This is a genomic window from Aquimarina gracilis, from assembly GCF_035285365.1.
GTDB classification, from domain to species: Bacteria; Bacteroidota; Bacteroidia; order Flavobacteriales; family Flavobacteriaceae; genus Aquimarina; species Aquimarina gracilis.
In genome coordinates this window covers 376168-393593 of sequence record NZ_JAYKLX010000004.1, presented here as the reverse complement: position 1 = coordinate 393593, position 17426 = coordinate 376168, and the positions used below count along the sequence as shown (strand labels likewise).

The following is a 17426-nucleotide window of genomic DNA, read 5'->3' as shown; positions in this document are numbered from 1 at the left end:
AACGCAACAAAGTTGCATTTATAAAATAATAGTATATTTGCAGACTTAAATAAATACATTTTATTGTGAATATATTACACGTACGTAATAACTCGGATACTTTAGGAATTGTAGCAAGTGGTTTATGTTTAGTGCATTGCTTGGCTACTCCTTTTCTTTTTATGGCTCATACTGGATCTATACTCTTTCAAGATGAACATCCTGTTTGGTGGAAATCTTTAGACATTATTTTTTTAGGACTTTCTTTTATAGCGATTAAAAGATCTTCTAAAATCTCCTCAAAACCAAAAATGAAATACGCTTTTGGTATAAGTTGGTTATTATTATTTGTTATTGTAATCAATGAAAAGTTGTCTATGTTTCCTTTAGCTGAAGAAGCCATATATTTTGCATCTTCATTACTGGTGGTTTTACATGTTTACAATTTAAAGTATTGCCGATGTGAACAAAAATGTTGTAAAAAATAAATTGGATGATGAAAATGACAAAAGAAGAAATAGAATCAATAGGAGATGCTCATATTTCTAGTACAGTAGAAACTCCTTTACGTAGTGATGCTTTTAAAAAATCGGATGATGATAAAATCGAAAGTATAAAGTATCACTTTTCAGAGATCATGAAAGAACTAGGGCTTGATTTGACAGATGATAGTCTGTCGGGAACACCCCACAGAGTGGCCAAGATGTATGTAAAAGAGTTATTTTACGGTTTAAACCCAAAAAATCGTCCCAAAATTTCAACTTTCGATAATAAGTATGGGTATCAAAAAATGTTGATAGAACAAAATATAAATATTGACTCTGCCTGTGAACATCATTTTTTACCCATTGTCGGCACTGCCCATGTTGGGTATATCCCTAAGGATAAAGTGGTAGGTCTGTCAAAGATTAATAGATTGGTAGACTATTATTCGCATCGCCCTCAGGTACAAGAAAGACTTTGTTTACAAATACTAAAAGACCTGCAACAGACTCTGGAAACAGAAGACGTCATTGTAGTAGTAAATGCAAAACATTTATGTGTTTCTTCTCGGGGAATTAAAGATAAAAGTAGCTTTACCACAACAGTTGAATATGGAGGTAAATTTAATGAGTCCGCTTTTCGTAATGAGTTTTTGAGAATTATTGAAAAAAACGCAGGGTAATCCTTTCTTCATGCACGAAACACCGATACAATATTGACAATCAAAATCTTAAAATTCAGCATAAAAGATCTAAACTTCTGTTAAATTAAGAAATTACTAATCATTATTTGCGAAATTCGTTTAATGTACCAACGTGTACTCCCACATATCATCACTGTATTGTTTGCAACTTTTTTCCTTGTTCCTAGGATTGTAAACTTACATGTATTGGACCATCTTACAGATGATAAGACTTCTGTTTCTTGCGAACTTTGTGATATTCTTGTTTATTCTTATCAACTTGATTTAATTACAGAAGACAATTCTTATTTGGAAAATGAACTACAACATACACCTAGTTCATATGTTGTATTGGCTCAATATAATATTCCGCAGGAAAAAATTGTTTCTCCTACATGCTTTTACAACAAACCTCCTCCTCTTTCATAAAGGAAATACCTCTTATTAAAGAATGTAATGTCTAACAAAGACTCATATTCCTATAGCCGTTTTGCCTATTCTAATTTGTGAAGGCCACTTACATCTTTTAAATTCTCAAAAAAGAAAAACCCTGGCAATGAGGTGTTTGTAATTCATTGCAAAGCACTACATAGTTAAATTAAGGTATTCCTTCAATTCTATTTAATCATGGATTCTTAATCGAATCTAGAACACTAATCGTCAAATCAATTTTAAAGTACATCTATGCTTAAAGCAATAAATCTTACCAAAACATATGGGAAGCACCAGGCTCTTAGCCAATTAAATTTATCGGTTGACAAGGGAGAAATTTTTTGTTTACTCGGTCAAAATGGTGCCGGTAAAACAACCACTATCAATCTTTTTTTAGGTCTTATTGAACCTACAAGCGGAGAAGCTTTGGTAAATGGAGTTACCGTAAGACCAAATAGAAATAAAACTACCAAAATGATTGCATATATCCCCGAGGTTGTTCAACTATACGGTAATCTTTCGGGTATTGAGAACCTTAATTTCTTTAGTAGACTGGCCGGTTTTAAATACTCCCCTACCCAATTGTCAAATTTTTTATCGAAAGCAGGGCTTCAAGAGGCAGCGCATCAAAACAAATTATCGTCATATTCGAAAGGGATGCGGCAAAAAGTAGGCATCGCCATTGCACTCTCAAAAAATGCCGATTACATTTTCATGGACGAGCCTATCTCAGGCCTAGATCCTAAAGCAACACTAGAATTCACAAAAATCTGTAAGGAATTAAGTAGCGAAGGCAAAGCTATTTTTATGGCTACCCATGACATTTTTAATGCAGTTAATGTGGGAACCAAAATCGGTATTATGAAGGAAGGGAAATTGGTACACACTTCAGATACCAATACCATTAACGCAACCGAACTACAAAATCTCTATTTAAAAACCATATAGACTTAAAATAAACAATTCACACAATGAACATTTTTAAATCATTAATCATTATTGCATTAGTATTCATTGGCAATATTTCTTTTGCACAGGTGCAAATAACCGGTACCATCGTTGATCATAAAAATATTCCGATAACGGGTGCTACGGTTTCAATAAAGAATGCAGAAAACACCTTCGGCAAACTCACCGATGGTTATGGAAAATTCGAAATAAATGCCCCTTCAGGAAGCTATAACATAGAAGTACGATATTTGGGATTTCAGGCATACAAAAACACTATAGAAATTAGTGAAGGTACTCCATTTGATACAGGTACTATCCAATTAGAAGAAGGCACTGAGCAATTACAGACTGTCGAAATTGTAGGCCGTGTAAGGAAAGATTATAATAGTGATTATTCGTTTTCTGCAACCAAAGTAGCTATAAAAAATAAAGAGTTACCGCAAGTAGTAGCAGCAGTAACCAAAGAGCTTATTGCAGACCGATTAGCATTTCAGTTACCAGATGCCGTAAAAACAGTAAGTAATGTTGCCATTACAGGTTTGTATAACCATTACAATATACGTGGTATTACGCAAGCAGATGATGGACAAGTACTTAATGGTATGCGTACACGACAGTACTATTTTTTACAACCCATTACCTCACACCTTGAGCGTGTAGAAGTCATTAAAGGCCCTTCATCGGTAACATTTTCTAGTGCTGATCCCGGTGGAACCGTAAATATGGTCACTAAAAAACCATTAACCGAAAAGCGCAATGAAATTTCAGTCGCTGCAGGTAGTTTCGGAACATTAAGAGCAACAGCAGATTTTACAGGCCCTTTAAACGATTCTAAAACTTTGTTATATCGTTTTAATGCGGCAATTCAAGAAGCAGATTCTTTTAGGGATGTCGTAAATAACAATGCTATTTTGGTTTCGCCGTCTTTAAGTTATATCCCTAACGAAAATACATCATTAAATGTAGAAATGATTTACAATAATGCTGACGGCAATATAGATAGAGGTCAGCCAATTTTTGATGCTGTTGATGATAATTATGATCCCAACAGCACACCAATTACTCTGAATCCAGGTGCAATAAACGACTTTTACAAAACTAAAGAATTCATATTTATGGCAAGCTTTAGTAAAAAGTTTACCGAAAACTTTGGTTTCAATGCCCAGTATATGAAACAAACTTGGGATGAAGATCTACAAGAGCATAGAGCCGACGCATTCCGTCAAGCTTATGATGCCGATGGTAATATCGTTCCTAATCTCGTAGCCATGAGATATGCCCAAAGACAACAAAATTGGAATACAGACAATGTAAGCGCATTTTTTAATTACGACATAAAAAAAGAGAATTTTACCAATAAAACATTAGTCGGATATGATGCAACACGTTGGGAAAGAAATATAGGTGGCGCAAATAGCTCAAGAGATTATCTGTTAAATGATGGCTCTACTGCAAGATTTAGACCCGGAACGAGTGATCCAAATGACTTTCGGCAAACAGCCGATGGATTATTAGTTCCTGCTGTACCACATTTAGATTTAACCGATCCTTTTAACGGCATTAGAAATACCAACGATTATGTCTTTTCAAGACTTGAAATTCCCGCAAATTTAACAACCTCTAGTGGTGTCTATCTTCAAAATCAATTTAAGATTGGAAAATTTTCGGCTTTAGTAAACTTAAGATATGAGTGGTTTACAGATATTTTTGATTATGAAGGAGATGAAGAAGAGTTTGAAACTAATGCTTTTGTACCTAGAGTAGGTGTAACTTATGAAGTTACGAAGGATATTAGTGCATATGCAACCTATCTAGAAGGTTTTCAGCCACATACAAATACGCTTTCATTGTCACCATCTGCTGAAGGTTTCTTTTGGGAGGCTTCACCAGGTAGATTTGATCCATTAGAAAGTAGCTTAATAGAAATAGGTGCCAAAGGAGAATTTTTAAATGGAAAAATATTTGCCAACATAGCAGTTTTTAACATTACTCAAAAAAACATCTTACTTGGTGATACTTTTGACTTGGATAACTTAACAACGATAGGTGAACAACGTAGTAGAGGTTTTGAAATGGATATTTCTGGTTATGTATTACCTAACTTACAAATAATAGCTTCTTATGGTTATACAGATGCTACTATTGAAGAAGATGCTATTGAAGAGTTTGTAGGAGAACGAATAGGAGGAGCTCCAGAGCATAATGCAAATATTTGGGGGAGATACGACTTTAGTTCGAACTCCTTATTAAAAGGAATTGGAATTGGTTTAGGCGCTCAGTATGTGGATGAGAGATATACTTGGTACAACCCTACATACCTTCCTGACAGAGTACTATTACCAGACTACACAGTATTTGATGGGGCAGTTTACTATAAGCCAAATTCTGTAAATATGCAGTTGACACTAAAAATAAATAACATATTTGATGATACATATTGGTTGGGAGGTCTTAATCCTAATAGGTTAGGACCAGGAGCTCCAAGAAACTTTTTGTTGAATGCTACTTATACATTTTAACACTAAATAGTAACAAATGAAATGGACTAACATTAGGGTATTCGCAATTCACTTTTGGCGTAATGCGACTACTCCCAAAACTTTTTATCTCTTATACTTGGTTTTTATACTACTAACAGCTTATTCGGCTGTTAGTGGTATAAAAAATCATAGTACTCAAAATGATATTCGAAGAGAACACCAAACTAAAGCCAGACAAAGCTGGGAAGCAAATCCTGATAAGCATCCACACCGTATGGCACATTTTGGGACATTTGCATTTCGAATACATCCAACTTTAGGAATATTTGACTACGGATTAGAAAGTTTTACAGGCAACACCGTTTTTTTGGAAGCTCACCGTCAAAACAGTGTTAACTTTTCTGAAGCTACATTTTCTACAGGAATGTTGAGATTTGGAGAATTGAGTTTAGCATTATTGCTACAGCTAGTATTACCACTAATCCTAATTTTCGTAGGCTTTTCTAGTGTTGCGGCAGATCGACAAAATGGAACGTTAAAAATGCTTTTATCCCAAGGTGCCACCTGGAAGGAAATGTTATTTGGAAAATCAATAGGTCTTTTTGCCATTTCTATGCTATTTTTTATTCCTGTTTACTTAGTAGTAATTATCGCGATTTTGGTATTTGGAGATTATGCAGAAAACGATCTTAGGTGGTTTCGTTTATTAGTATTAGGGTTCAGTTATTTGGCATTCTTGTTTATTGTTTCTTCTGGTACTATTGTAGTATCGACAAGTAGTAGCACTTCAAAAAATGCTTTGTTACGATTATTAGGAATTTGGTTACTCCTAGTAGTACTATTGCCCAAATCTGCTCAAGCTATGGGAAATTATTGGTTCCCTACACCCAGTAAATTAGCTTTTCAATCTGCCATTGAAAAAGAAGTGATTCAAAAAGGTGACAGTCATAACCCTAATGATCCGCACTACAATAATTTAAGAGACTCTGTTTTAACCGTTCATAGCGTAAGTAAGGTTACCGATTTACCTTTTAACTATTCTGGTTTCGTGATGCGTGAAGGTGAAAAAATCACGTCTGTTTTATATAGAAAACACCATACAAAATTGCTAAACATATATAAAAGTCAAAATGATGTGACCCGGTTTTCATCCTTTATCAACCCGTTTACTGCCATCAAACTAGTATCGATGACGATGTCGGGAACAGATTTTTCATCCTATATCGATTTTCAATACCAGGCAGATAACTATCGTTATCAACTAGCGCAGACCATGAACGAATTGCAAATGGAATATATCAGTCCGAAAAAAGAAAGCGGTTCTGAAGGAAAAACCCATGTGGTAGGCCACGAACACTGGGAGGAATTCGAAGATTTCAAGCACGAACCTATGGCATTTAACAATTCTCTTAAAGAAGCCTTTCCTGCATTACTATCCATACTATTATGGATTATTGCAGCTTTAGGCTTATTGATATTCACTTCAAAAAGAGCAAAAGCGATATGATACTATATAAGTTATTTTTGAAACAATGCATTAGATCCAAAGAAGTTTGGATAAGCTTATTATTAATTACATTGTTAGGTATTGTTGGAATTATTATTGGAAGTAAACACCTGAAAAGACAACAAAATGCTATTACCGAAGTAAACACTTATCAAGAACAGCATTTTGATCGACAAATATCACTTCATAATGAAGATTTAGGTTTGTTATTGTATTATGTAAAATTTGCTTACATCAATACCTTAAATCCGCTAGCAGGATTATCAATAGGCCAAGCAGATGTTAACCCAACGGTAAAACGGATTACGATAAAAACCTTTGAAGCACAAAAGTACGATACCGATTTGGTGAATCCAATGAATTTACAATCCGGCAACCTTGATCTTTCTTTTGTGATTATTTATTTATTCCCTTTATTGGTTATTGTTTTGACGTTTAACGTGGTTTCAGAAGAGACTGAAGCAGGAACTTGGCGTTTAGTAGCTATTCAGGCAAGATCTAAACTACGATTTATTATTTCCAAACTTTTGATACGTTTGGTGTTGTTGTATATCATATTGATCATTCTTTTTTTTATTGCAAAGCTAGTACTCAATTTATCTTTGGATTCTAACTTTTTTTGGATGTTAGGATTGTCTATGTTTTATACGCTATTTTGGTTTACACTCACTTTTTTTATCATTAGCTTTAAAAAATCTTCGGGTTTTAATGCGTTATTGCTTCTATCAGTTTGGCTAGTATTAATCGTCCTTTTACCTGCTGGGATCAATGCTTACGTTTCATCAAAATATCCCGTTCCTGAGGCTTTAAGTACAGCAATTGCTCAACGGGATGGATATCATGTAAAATGGGACACTGATAAATTGGCTACTATAGAGAAGTTTTATAAGCATTATCCGCAATTCAAAAAATATGGCTATCCCACAGATGGATTCAACTGGTTATGGTATTATGCTATGCAACAGATGGGAGACGATGACTCAAAAAAACAACAGGAAGCTCTAAATGACAAAATCAAGTTACGCGAACAGACGAGCAGACAAATCGCAACTGTAATTCCTAATATGCATTTACAACTTGTTTTTAATCAATTGGCCGGAACCAGTATGAATCAACAAATGGAGTATTTGGAAGCTACTGATGCTTTTCACGAAAAATTAAGGTTATTTTTCTACCCAAAAATATTCGAAGGTCAACATGCCGATACTATTGATTGGAATCAATTCAAACCTGAATATTATGAAACAGAGCATAATCTAAAACCAATATGGAGCATAATGCCAATTGTAATGGCCTCTATAGGCATGTTATTAATTTCTATACCAATGATAAGACGTTTATGATATGAATTTAAGGCACGATGCCGACATTCATAATAGTTTCACCCTTATTAATAGGGGGAGTACCAATCATATATAGGATCATTCCATTTTGTGATGCTTTAATCTCTTGTAATGTATTGCCAAAAAAATCGGTAATATAGCCAACAAACTCCCCCTTTTTAATAAAGTCACCCGCTTTTTTTCAGTATAAAAAAGTCCGGTTGATTTACTTTTTATGGTAAATCGTTGAGCAATTATTGTTGGTTTTGTTAGAACAGATTGTTTATTTAAATCTATCATTTTCAAATGTGCCAATAATAAGAACATGCCCTTTACAATTCGATCCGTTTCTGTTTTGCCAGGAACACCAAGTCGTCCACATTCTATATCCACTGATGGGATTTTACGATGAAAAGCCTCTTGAGAACAATACAAACTAGGTTTTTTAAGTCTTTCTTCAGGAATATTGAAAATAATAGAATAATCAAACTCCATAGCCAATGCCATTTCTCTTCCTTTTTTTGAAACTTCGGGGAGTGCTTTGCTTTGATACCAAGCGTTATACGATCGCAGATCTTCTGGTGCATCTCCTGCATGCATATCAACAAAATAATCAGATTTAGCAATCACCTCTGAGGTGATAATATATGCCATACGTTGGGTTATCGAACCTTTGCTATTACCAGGGAATGAGCGATTTAAATTTTTACCATCTAATGGGTTTATAAATGGACTCCTACTTAAAAAAGCAGGTACATTGGCTATTTGAACAAGAATAATTGTACCCGATAGTTGTTTTGGGTCAATTTTTTGATTCAATTGTTGCGCGGCCAAAATGGGAGGATATTCATAACCATGAATTCCGGCAGTGATCCCCAAAACAGGTCCCGGTTTTGTACCACGAAATATAGTAACAGGAATAAAAGTACTGTCTGTTTTACTAATTACGGGTATTTCAAATTGACTTTTAGTTCCTGGTTCGATAAATTGATTTTGGAAAGTAAAAGATTTTTGAGCTAGCGTATAGGTAGAAGTTAATGTAAAAATGTATAAAAAGATTCTTTTCTCGAGCATATAATATAAAAGTAATTATACTTAAAGAAATAATACTTTCTTTTTTGGTAAAGCGTATTAAAAAGGCACATACCCATAAGCTAATTGATAATGTTTGTTCCCAAAAGTGAACAAAAGCTTTTTCTTGATATGCTTATCAAAAAATAATCTCTGAATAAACCTCAAAACCGCCAATTAAATTTTAACTTTATCTTATTGAAAATGTGAAAGTTATCATAAAAACTATATTTTAGTTTCCATTAATGGAAACTAAAATATACATTTGCTTCAAAATTCTGATGAAGCATGGAAAATATGATCGAGCGCTATGCTATTGCATTCAAAGAAGAGAATTATCCCCCAATTGCCGGTAAAATATTAGGATTGTTTTTGATTTCTAATCAGGAACATTTCACTTTTGAAGAATTAATGGAAGGGGTCTCAGCCAGTAAAAGTGCTACTAGTAAAGCGTTAAAATTCTTAATTGAAAAAGGTGAAGTTAATTATAACGTCTTTAAAGGAAGTAAAAGAAAAAGACACTTTCATTTAGATATTCAGGGAGGTATTGATCGCATAAAAAGGTTAATTGATGGATATAAAATGCAAAACCAACTGTGGAAAGAAACCCTGGCTTTACGTAATCAAGATAATATACAACTAAATAATTTTTTGATTGACAATATTAATTTTAGTGACGAACATATACAGTATATAGATAAAACCATTAAAAAATACTTCGACAAATCAATCTAAAATTGTGGCAATTCTTTAAGAGTCATAATTTAAAACTACAAACAAATAATGAAAAGATCTTTAGTATTACTATTCCTTTTCTCCATCTTTAGCGGTGTTTCTCAAGTAAAGCAAAACTATACCATCGGTATCTTGGTAGATTACACAACTTCAGAAGTAGAACCTTTACTTACAAAACTTCAATCAGAAATAAGAGCCGTTGTAGGGGAAGACGCCGTGATTCATATTCCGGAGTCCAATATTCTGGCAAATAACTACAATCTTGAAAAGGCACAACAAAATTATGATCAACTTTTAAACAATAAAACCGACATCATACTGGCATTTGGAGTCATCAATAACCAGATCATAAGTACTCAAAAAGTACATAAGAAACCAACGATCCTCTTTGGGGCTATTAATCGAGACCTCAACAGTGATATTGATCTTACCAAAGAAACATCGGGGGTCGAAAATTTCACATACCTCATAGAATCAGAATCTTTTAAAGTTGATTTTAAAATTTTTAAAGAGTTAACCGGTTTTAAGAACCTGGGAATTGCCATTGATGCTCCTTTTGTAGATATTTTGCCGTTAAAGGAAACCTTTGACAGAGAAATAGGGGCTTTAGAAGCAAACTACAAGCTTATTCCTTTCAATAATCCCAATGATATCATTAATAACCTAGAAGGTATTGATGCTATCTATATTGCAGGTGGCTTCTTTCTAACGACAGAAGAAAACAGAAAACTTGCAAAAGCATTTATTGATAAGAAATTACCATCATTTACGACCAACGGGCCCAATGATGTATCTGCCGGAATTATGGCTACCAATCAATCTGATGATAATCTTGAGCAATTTTTTAGGAGAATTGCACTAAGTGTTGAAGCTTATATTAACGGCGAATCCCTTTCAGAGTTACCAGTATTTATTGAGTACACACCTCGTCTTACCATTAATTTCAACACAGCCGAACGCATAGGATTTCCTTTGAAGTATAGCCTTATCGCACAAACTGATTTTGTCGGTGAATTCAGAAATATACTCTCTGAAAAAAAGTATTCTTTATTAACCGCTATAGACGAAGGGCTCAAAAACAACTTATCGCTACAAGCCAGTCAAAAAAATGTTGAACTTAGCCAGCAAGATGTAAAAACGGCAAAAAGCAACTATCTTCCCTTACTCACCGCAGCCGGAACTGCGACCTACGTCGATCCAGATGCTGCCGAAATTAGTAATGGTCAAAGTCCTGAATTTTCAACATCAGGAAACCTCACGGTTCAGCAAACATTATTTTCTGAAGCGGTAAATGCAAATATTACAATTCAAAAAAAATTACAAAAAGCACAAGAAGCATCATTCAATGCAGATCAACTAGATCTTATTTTTAATGTATCCAATGCATATTTTAATACACTAATACTCAAAACCAATGTTCAGATTCAAGTGCAAAACCTAGAACTCACCAAAAGAAACTTACAGATAGCCGAACAGAATTTTGAAGCCGGACAATCAGGAAAATCCGACCTGCTACGTTTTAGGAGTCAAATGGCACAAAACACGCAAGCTATGGTAGAAGCCATTAATCAACTGGAACAAGGTTTTATAACTCTTAATCAGACATTAAATAATCCAATTAATCTAGAGATAGATATTGACGATGCCGCACTTAGTGAAGGAGTTTTTAAAGAATATAACTATGAAGAAATTGCCAATTTATTAGATGATCCTACATTAAGGGAGCCTTTTATAGATTTCCTGGTAGACGAAGCTAAAACCAATGCTCCTGAGCTTAAATCCTTGCAATATAATCTCGAGGCCACCACACGTAACCTTAAACTAAATAGTTCTGGTAGATTTTTACCTACAATTGCACTTCAAGGGCAATATAACCGGACCTTTGATAGAAGTGGAAAAGGAAGCACAGCTCCTCCTGGTTTTGGATTGATTGATGATAATTATAATGTTGGCCTTAATGTTTCGATCCCAATTTTTAATCAAAACGTAACTAATATTAATCGACAAACGGCTATCATTCAAAAAGATCAATTAGAAATCAATAAGCAAAGTACAGAATTAGGAATAGCCGCCAATATAAGAACTGGTGTATTGAACCTGGTAAACCAAATATCGAATATTGAACTTTCCAAAATATCTGAAGAAACGGCTATAGAATCTTTGGAACTCACCCAGGTATCCTATTCATCTGGTTCTGTAAACATTGTGCAACTTTTAGACGCCCAGAATAACTTATTAAGCGCCCGTGTGGCCAGAGCCAATGCTACTTACAATTATTTAATCAACTCTTTGCAATTAGAACGTTTTCTGGGTTATTATTTTCTGCTAAACTCTGATCAAGAAAATGAAGCTTTCAGACAGCGTTTTTTTGAGTTTCTAAGTACACGAAATTAACCTTCCACAACTATAAAACACCAACAACATGAAATATCTCAACACATATTTTATCATACTTGTACTATCATCTTTGATATGGTCTTGTGGTAAAGAAGAAAAGAAAGAAGAAAAAATATTACGTCCGGTTAAGTACCAACAAGTTGGTTTCTTAGGAGGACAAAAAGTGAGAACTTTCAGTGGTACGGCACAAACTGATAAGATTATCAATCTAAGTTTTAGAAATTCTGGAATTATAACAGAGTTTAACATTAAACTAGGCCAAAAGGTAAAAAAAGGAGATTTGCTAGCGAAGTTAGACAATGTACAATCCAGATTGGCATACGAGCAATCGATAACTCAATTAAATAGTGCTGCATCTCAAATGAATACTACTAAATTAAGTTTAAACAGGGTTCGTTCTTTGTATGAAAAAGGGAGTTCACCTTTAAGTGACTTTGAAGCTGCCAAAAACTCTTACAAAACAGCTCAAGAAAGCCATGAGTCTGCAAAACGTGGTGTCGAGATCCAACAGGAACAAATACAATATGGATACATTTATGCTCCAGAAGATGGAATTATTGCTGCAGTTACGTCAGAAATTGATGAAAATGTAAGTCCCGGGCAAACTGTAGCCACGCTCAATGCTGGTACCGATATGGAAATTGATTTGGGAATTCCAGAAAGTGTTATTAACGGAGTCAAAGAAAACATGGAAGTTCAGGTTGGTTTTACTTCATTACAAAACAAAACATTCAAAGGAAAAGTTACAGAAGTGTCCCCGGCGGTTGATGCAAATACCTCAACATATCCAATAAGAGTGACTGTCACCAGCCCAAGTAATGATATAAAAAGCGGTATGGCCGCCAATGTTACATTTGATTTTGGAAATGGAAAATCTAGTACTGAAACTATTGTAATTCCTGCACACGCAGTAGGAGAAGATAGCAATGGAAGATTCGTGTTTTTAATAGAAGAAGAAGGAGATTTTATTAAGGTTAAAAAACAACAAGTTTCTATTGGCAATTTGACTACTGAAGGATTTGAAATCATAAAAGGGCTTTCTGCAGGTCAAAAAATTGCAACAGCCGGATTACAAACTCTTTTAGACGGTCAGGAAGTAAGGTTACAGTAATTCTAAAATATCACGCATGAATTTAGCACAGTTTTCTATAGATAAAAACAGAATCACTTTTATGGTGTTAATCACCATTATTTTAATGGGTGTTGTTATGTATTTTAGTTTGTCTAGAGACAGTATGCCTCCTTATACGGTAAGAGTAGCTTCTGTTGTTTCCCAATTTCCAGGTGCAGGTCCAGAGCGTGTTGAACAATTGGTAACCGATAAAATTGAAAAAGTAGCACAGGAATTGCCCGAGTTAAAAGAGATATCCAGTACTTCAAGATCAGGATTATCGGTAGTACAAGTAACTCTTAAAGATGAAGTAACGCCCGAAAAAATGCAATCGGTTTGGGACAGACTTCGTAGAAAACTAAATGCCTTACAAGGTTTACCTCAAGGTGTTCAACCTTTTTTAAGAGACGACGGTATTGGTGATGTATATGGTATTGTGGTTGGACTTACATCAGATGGTTTTTCTTATACTGAAATGAAAGAATATGCAGATGATATCAAAGATGCACTTATCAAACTACCTGACGCTGCCAAAGTTGAAATGGGAGGAGAACAAGAAGAACGTATTTTTGTTGAGTTTGACAATACGCGATTAAAAGAATATGGCTTATCAGCTTCAAAGTTGCAACAAACAATATCTGTAACCAATATTCTTAACTCAGGAGGACAAATCAATTTAGGAGACGAACGTATTATATTAGAGCCTACCGGAAACTTTAACTCTGTCGAAGATATTGAAAACATGCTTATTTCTGTTGGTAACAACAGCTCACAATTAGTAAAATTAGGGGATATCACCACGGTATCAAAAGGATATATAGATCCACCTACACAAAAAATACGGATCAGTGGTAAAAACGCCATTTCGTTGCACGTAAATTTAAAAGAGAATGCTAATATTATAGCCTTAGGTGAAGAAGTAGATCAAACCGTAGCAGCGTGGCAGAAACGATTACCCATAGGACTAGAGTTGACTCGTGTATCTTCTTTAGATACATATATAGATTTTAAGGTAGGTGATTTTATCGTTAATCTCATGCAGTCTATTGGGATTGTACTTGCCGTAATGCTTATTTTCTTAGGCATCAGAACAGGTTTTGTCATTGCTAGCCTGATTCCGATTGTAACGATTATGACCTTGATGATTATGGGTGTGATCAGTATGGGACTCAATCAGGTAACATTAGCCGCACTAATTATGGCATTAGGGATGCTGGTCGATAATGCTATCGTAGTGGCCGAAACAATTATGGTCAAAATGGAGCAAGGTATCGAAAAAAAACAATCCGCTGTCGAAGCTTTTTCAGAGCTATGGATGCCTTTGTTAATTTCAACATTAACTACATCTGCAGCATTTTTGGCCTTTTACCTCTCTCCTACTACTATGGGAGATATTGTAGGCCCTATTTTCGTGGTTATTACTATTGCACTACTCTCTTCATGGATTATAGCATTGACGGTGATCACTATGTTCTGTTACTTGTTTTTGAAGATTACCCCAAAAGGGGAAAAGAAACCAAGTTTTATTGATCGAATTATAAATTCATTAAAAAAATATTACAAGAATTTAATTCTTTGGGCATTAGGTAATAAATGGAAAGTGATCATCGGTATTTTTATCGCCTTCTTTATTTCCATCTATGGATTTACTAAAATACCTTTTATCTTTTTTCCTGATAGTGACCGAAATATGATCACTATCGACATTAATCTTCCCGAAGGCAACAAGATTGAACGCACCTCTGAAGTTGTAAAGCAAATCGAAGATTATATGGCTTCATCTCTGCTGGTAAATGAATCAAGATCTACCGGTATATCTGATTGGTCGTCCTATATTGGAGAAGGACCAGAGTCATATGATTTAGGATATTCGCCAGACGAAGCTAATTCGAATTATGCTCATATTCTTGTAAATACCTCATCGTTTAATGAGAATACCAAGATGATAAAAAAGATTGATGAATTTACTTTCAACAACTTCCCAAATGCTGATATCAAGGTAGGTGCATTGGGTTCTGGTGGTAGTGGTACTCCTATTGAAATAAAAATATCCGGTCAAAATCCTGATAAGTTATCCTCAATCGCCGAGGTGATCAAACTAAGGCTCTCTGGCATATCTGGTACCAAAAACGTAAAAGATGATTGGGGTCCTAAAAGCAAGAAGTTCCTGGTAGAGATTGATCAAAACAGAGCTCAGTCTGCCGGAGTGACAAGTCAGGATATTGCTACTTCCTTGCAAACCGTCCTCGATGGTTTCCAAACAGGAGAATATCGGGAAGAAGATAAGTCCATCCCGATTATGATGCGCAGTGATAACAATCAACAGCAATCATTGGCTTCGCTTGAGACGTTGAATATATACTCACAAAATAGTGGAAGAAGTGTACCTTTATTGCAAGTGGCTACCATTATACCGCAATGGCAATATTCCAAAATCAGGCGATTTGATCTTAAACGAACAGTAAATATTAGTTCAGAATTGAGAGAAGGAGGTAATGCTTCTGCTATCACTGCAGAAATTACTCCTTGGTTAGACGAGCAGAAAAAAAGTTGGCCCATTGGATATGATTATGAATTTGGTGGGGATGCTAAGCAAACTGCAGAAAGTATGGGGTCAGTAATAGGCTATTTGCCCATATCTGCATTTATTATTGTATTACTTCTAATTATTCAATTTAATTCATTCAGAAAAATGGGAATGGTAGTACTAACAATTCCTTTGGGGATCATTGGCGTAGTGATTGGATTATTAGTTTTTAGAGAAGCTTTTGGGTTTATGCCATTTTTGGGGGTCATCTCTCTTGCAGGTATCGTTATTAATAATGCAATTGTACTCATAGACAGAATGGAAATCGAACAAAAAGATCTTGGTCGCTCTGAGCAAGATGCTGTCATTGCAGCTTGTTTACAACGATTTAGACCTATACTTTTGGCTACATTTACAACAGTCCTGGGATTGATTCCGCTATACATTTCAGGTGGAGAAATGTGGGAGGGTATGGCCGTAAGTATTATGATCGGGCTTTTGTTTGGTACCGTTATTACATTATTATTCGTCCCATCATTATACAGTGCTTTATTTAAGGTGAGTTATAAAGATTATGAGTTTAATGATAAATTATTAGATGAATAATGATAGTAGATAGACTATACAAACACAGATTCGAAATATTTCTAGGCACACAGATTACAATTTTGTTTGGATCTTTATTTTTTCCTTTAGATTTTTACGAATTTGTGTTACTGCCTATTTTGTACCTTTTAAGTATTGCCGCTGGAATTTTGATGATTTCAAAGCGTAAAAAACTCACTTGGTTCTTTATTGGATTATTCGTCATTGCAGCTTTTATGTTTGGATCTAGCATGATTTCTCGAAATGAGAATATGGATAATATCTTTATACGATTAACCATCTATTTTGTCTTTCACATAATCGTTACCTGGAATATCATTCAACAGGTGTGGGGTGCCAGTTTTGTAAACAAAAATGTAATTATGGGACTCATGAGTGGATATATCTCATTAGGTTTTTTGGCTTTCTTTCTTTTTATGACTATCGAGTTACTCAACCCAGGATCATTTACTTGTACATTATTACAATCAGAAGATCCCCTAGTACGCTTTGATAGCATTTTGTATTATGCCTACATTACTTTATTAACAATAGGTTATGGTGAAATTGTACCCACTACCGCGGTTGCTCAAAAAGCTGCAATATTAGTGGGTCTAGTAGGTCAATTTTATATGGTAATCATCACAGCGGTTATTGTGGAAAAATACATAGTACATTCAAAAAAATTATGATTACGTTATATAATTTTTAATTAAAAGCCTGAAAATAAGTTAATTTTTGTTTAATTATTTTTATAAACATTTAAACAACTCTTATCTTTACAGATAAATAAGTACAATACAGATTTTAAACTTTCAATTTTTTCAGAAACATTGATATTTTTACAATCTGCACCCCAAAAAAAGAGAAGTTATGAAACTGATAAAAGAAGCATTAGAATTTGAAAGTCGTAAGATGAGTAATATGTCTACTAGTGACAGAGTAGCTGCTTCGCGCGAAGCAAAAGCTCTTATATTAAACATTAATGAAATCTATAAAGAATCTAAAGACGCTGCACTTATGGATTTAATGAAACGACTTACCGAAAAAAAGAAAAAAATAGAAAAACGACTTAAAGGTACGCCTACAATTTGATTTAAAACATTTATAAATCGCTTTTTGGACTAATGAAACTTGTGAAGTAAGGCAATGTTGATGGATTGG

General features: G+C 34.5%; 14 protein-coding genes. 13 read left to right on the top strand and 1 reads right to left on the bottom strand.

What is annotated here, in order from left to right:
• Nucleotides 1–65 precede the first annotated feature (65 nt).
• The 7 genes from U6A24_RS10170 (at nucleotide 66) to U6A24_RS10140 (ending at nucleotide 7857) form a co-directional block, all read left to right on the top strand.
• A complete protein-coding gene (locus tag U6A24_RS10170) occupies nucleotides 66–467 on the top strand; it encodes a MerC domain-containing protein (protein ID WP_324179858.1) in 402 nt (133 codons plus the stop codon).
• A gap of 14 nt (nucleotides 468–481) precedes the next feature.
• On the top strand, nucleotides 482–1144 hold the full coding sequence (gene folE / locus U6A24_RS10165) for a GTP cyclohydrolase I FolE (protein WP_324179938.1): 663 nt from the start codon (nucleotides 482–484) through the stop codon (nucleotides 1142–1144).
• Between the two features lie 123 nt (nucleotides 1145–1267).
• Nucleotides 1268–1573: a hypothetical protein gene (locus U6A24_RS10160; protein WP_324179857.1), complete on the top strand. Its 306-nt coding sequence runs from the start codon at nucleotides 1268–1270 to the stop codon at nucleotides 1571–1573.
• 255 nt (nucleotides 1574–1828) lie between these two features.
• Nucleotides 1829–2524, top strand: coding sequence for an ABC transporter ATP-binding protein (locus tag U6A24_RS10155; protein WP_324179856.1), 696 nt, complete (start codon nucleotides 1829–1831; stop codon nucleotides 2522–2524).
• A gap of 23 nt (nucleotides 2525–2547) precedes the next feature.
• Nucleotides 2548–5046: a TonB-dependent receptor domain-containing protein gene (locus U6A24_RS10150; RefSeq protein ID WP_324179855.1), complete on the top strand. Its 2499-nt coding sequence runs from the start codon at nucleotides 2548–2550 to the stop codon at nucleotides 5044–5046.
• A 16-nt stretch (nucleotides 5047–5062) separates the two neighbouring features.
• A complete protein-coding gene (locus U6A24_RS10145; RefSeq protein ID WP_324179854.1) occupies nucleotides 5063–6514 on the top strand; it encodes a DUF3526 domain-containing protein in 1452 nt (483 codons plus the stop codon).
• Complete coding sequence (locus tag U6A24_RS10140; RefSeq protein ID WP_324179853.1) at nucleotides 6511–7857, top strand: DUF3526 domain-containing protein; 1347 nt, start codon at nucleotides 6511–6513, stop codon at nucleotides 7855–7857. The genes U6A24_RS10145 and U6A24_RS10140 overlap by 4 nt, the downstream gene beginning before the upstream one ends.
• 78 nt (nucleotides 7858–7935) lie before the next feature.
• Here the strand turns inward: U6A24_RS10140 and U6A24_RS10135 are convergent, their stop codons facing one another.
• A complete protein-coding gene (locus tag U6A24_RS10135; protein ID WP_324179852.1) occupies nucleotides 7936–8910 on the bottom strand; it encodes a M14 family metallopeptidase in 975 nt (324 codons plus the stop codon).
• A gap of 285 nt (nucleotides 8911–9195) precedes the next feature.
• On the opposite strand from U6A24_RS10135, the gene U6A24_RS10130 reads away from it, so the two are divergent.
• The 6 genes from U6A24_RS10130 (at nucleotide 9196) to U6A24_RS10105 (ending at nucleotide 17357) form a co-directional block, all read left to right on the top strand.
• Entirely contained in the window at nucleotides 9196–9642 is a 447-nt protein-coding gene (locus U6A24_RS10130) for a hypothetical protein (RefSeq protein WP_324179851.1), read from the top strand.
• 48 nt (nucleotides 9643–9690) lie between these two features.
• Nucleotides 9691–12036 (top strand): TolC family protein, encoded by a 2346-nt coding sequence (locus tag U6A24_RS10125; RefSeq protein WP_324179850.1) that lies wholly within the window; start codon nucleotides 9691–9693, stop codon nucleotides 12034–12036.
• 28 nt (nucleotides 12037–12064) lie between these two features.
• Nucleotides 12065–13150, top strand: coding sequence for an efflux RND transporter periplasmic adaptor subunit (locus U6A24_RS10120; protein WP_324179849.1), 1086 nt, complete (start codon nucleotides 12065–12067; stop codon nucleotides 13148–13150).
• A gap of 16 nt (nucleotides 13151–13166) precedes the next feature.
• Nucleotides 13167–16283: an efflux RND transporter permease subunit gene (locus U6A24_RS10115; protein ID WP_324179848.1), complete on the top strand. Its 3117-nt coding sequence runs from the start codon at nucleotides 13167–13169 to the stop codon at nucleotides 16281–16283.
• Nucleotides 16283–16954: an ion channel gene (locus U6A24_RS10110; RefSeq protein WP_324179847.1), complete on the top strand. Its 672-nt coding sequence runs from the start codon at nucleotides 16283–16285 to the stop codon at nucleotides 16952–16954. Before U6A24_RS10115 ends, U6A24_RS10110 begins: the two co-directional genes overlap by 1 nt.
• 181 nt (nucleotides 16955–17135) lie before the next feature.
• Entirely contained in the window at nucleotides 17136–17357 is a 222-nt protein-coding gene (locus U6A24_RS10105) for a hypothetical protein (protein ID WP_324179846.1), read from the top strand.
• Nucleotides 17358–17426: the final 69 nt, after the last annotated feature.

What these genes read in the sequence shown, in the direction of transcription:
- folE (WP_324179938.1), top strand. Translation starts at nt 482, where the DNA reads ATGACAAAAGAAGAAATAGAATCAATAGGAGATGCTCATATTTCTAGT.
- U6A24_RS10160 (WP_324179857.1), top strand. Translation starts at nt 1,268, where the DNA reads ATGTACCAACGTGTACTCCCACATATCATCACTGTATTGTTTGCAACT.
- U6A24_RS10155 (WP_324179856.1), top strand. Translation starts at nt 1,829, where the DNA reads ATGCTTAAAGCAATAAATCTTACCAAAACATATGGGAAGCACCAGGCT.
- U6A24_RS10150 (WP_324179855.1), top strand. Translation starts at nt 2,548, where the DNA reads ATGAACATTTTTAAATCATTAATCATTATTGCATTAGTATTCATTGGC.
- U6A24_RS10145 (WP_324179854.1), top strand. Translation starts at nt 5,063, where the DNA reads ATGAAATGGACTAACATTAGGGTATTCGCAATTCACTTTTGGCGTAAT.
- U6A24_RS10140 (WP_324179853.1), top strand. Translation starts at nt 6,511, where the DNA reads ATGATACTATATAAGTTATTTTTGAAACAATGCATTAGATCCAAAGAA.
- U6A24_RS10135 (WP_324179852.1), bottom strand. Translation starts at nt 8,910, where the DNA reads ATGCTCGAGAAAAGAATCTTTTTATACATTTTTACATTAACTTCTACC.
- U6A24_RS10130 (WP_324179851.1), top strand. Translation starts at nt 9,196, where the DNA reads ATGGAAAATATGATCGAGCGCTATGCTATTGCATTCAAAGAAGAGAAT.
- U6A24_RS10125 (WP_324179850.1), top strand. Translation starts at nt 9,691, where the DNA reads ATGAAAAGATCTTTAGTATTACTATTCCTTTTCTCCATCTTTAGCGGT.
- U6A24_RS10120 (WP_324179849.1), top strand. Translation starts at nt 12,065, where the DNA reads ATGAAATATCTCAACACATATTTTATCATACTTGTACTATCATCTTTG.
- U6A24_RS10115 (WP_324179848.1), top strand. Translation starts at nt 13,167, where the DNA reads ATGAATTTAGCACAGTTTTCTATAGATAAAAACAGAATCACTTTTATG.
- U6A24_RS10110 (WP_324179847.1), top strand. Translation starts at nt 16,283, where the DNA reads ATGATAGTAGATAGACTATACAAACACAGATTCGAAATATTTCTAGGC.
- U6A24_RS10105 (WP_324179846.1), top strand. Translation starts at nt 17,136, where the DNA reads ATGAAACTGATAAAAGAAGCATTAGAATTTGAAAGTCGTAAGATGAGT.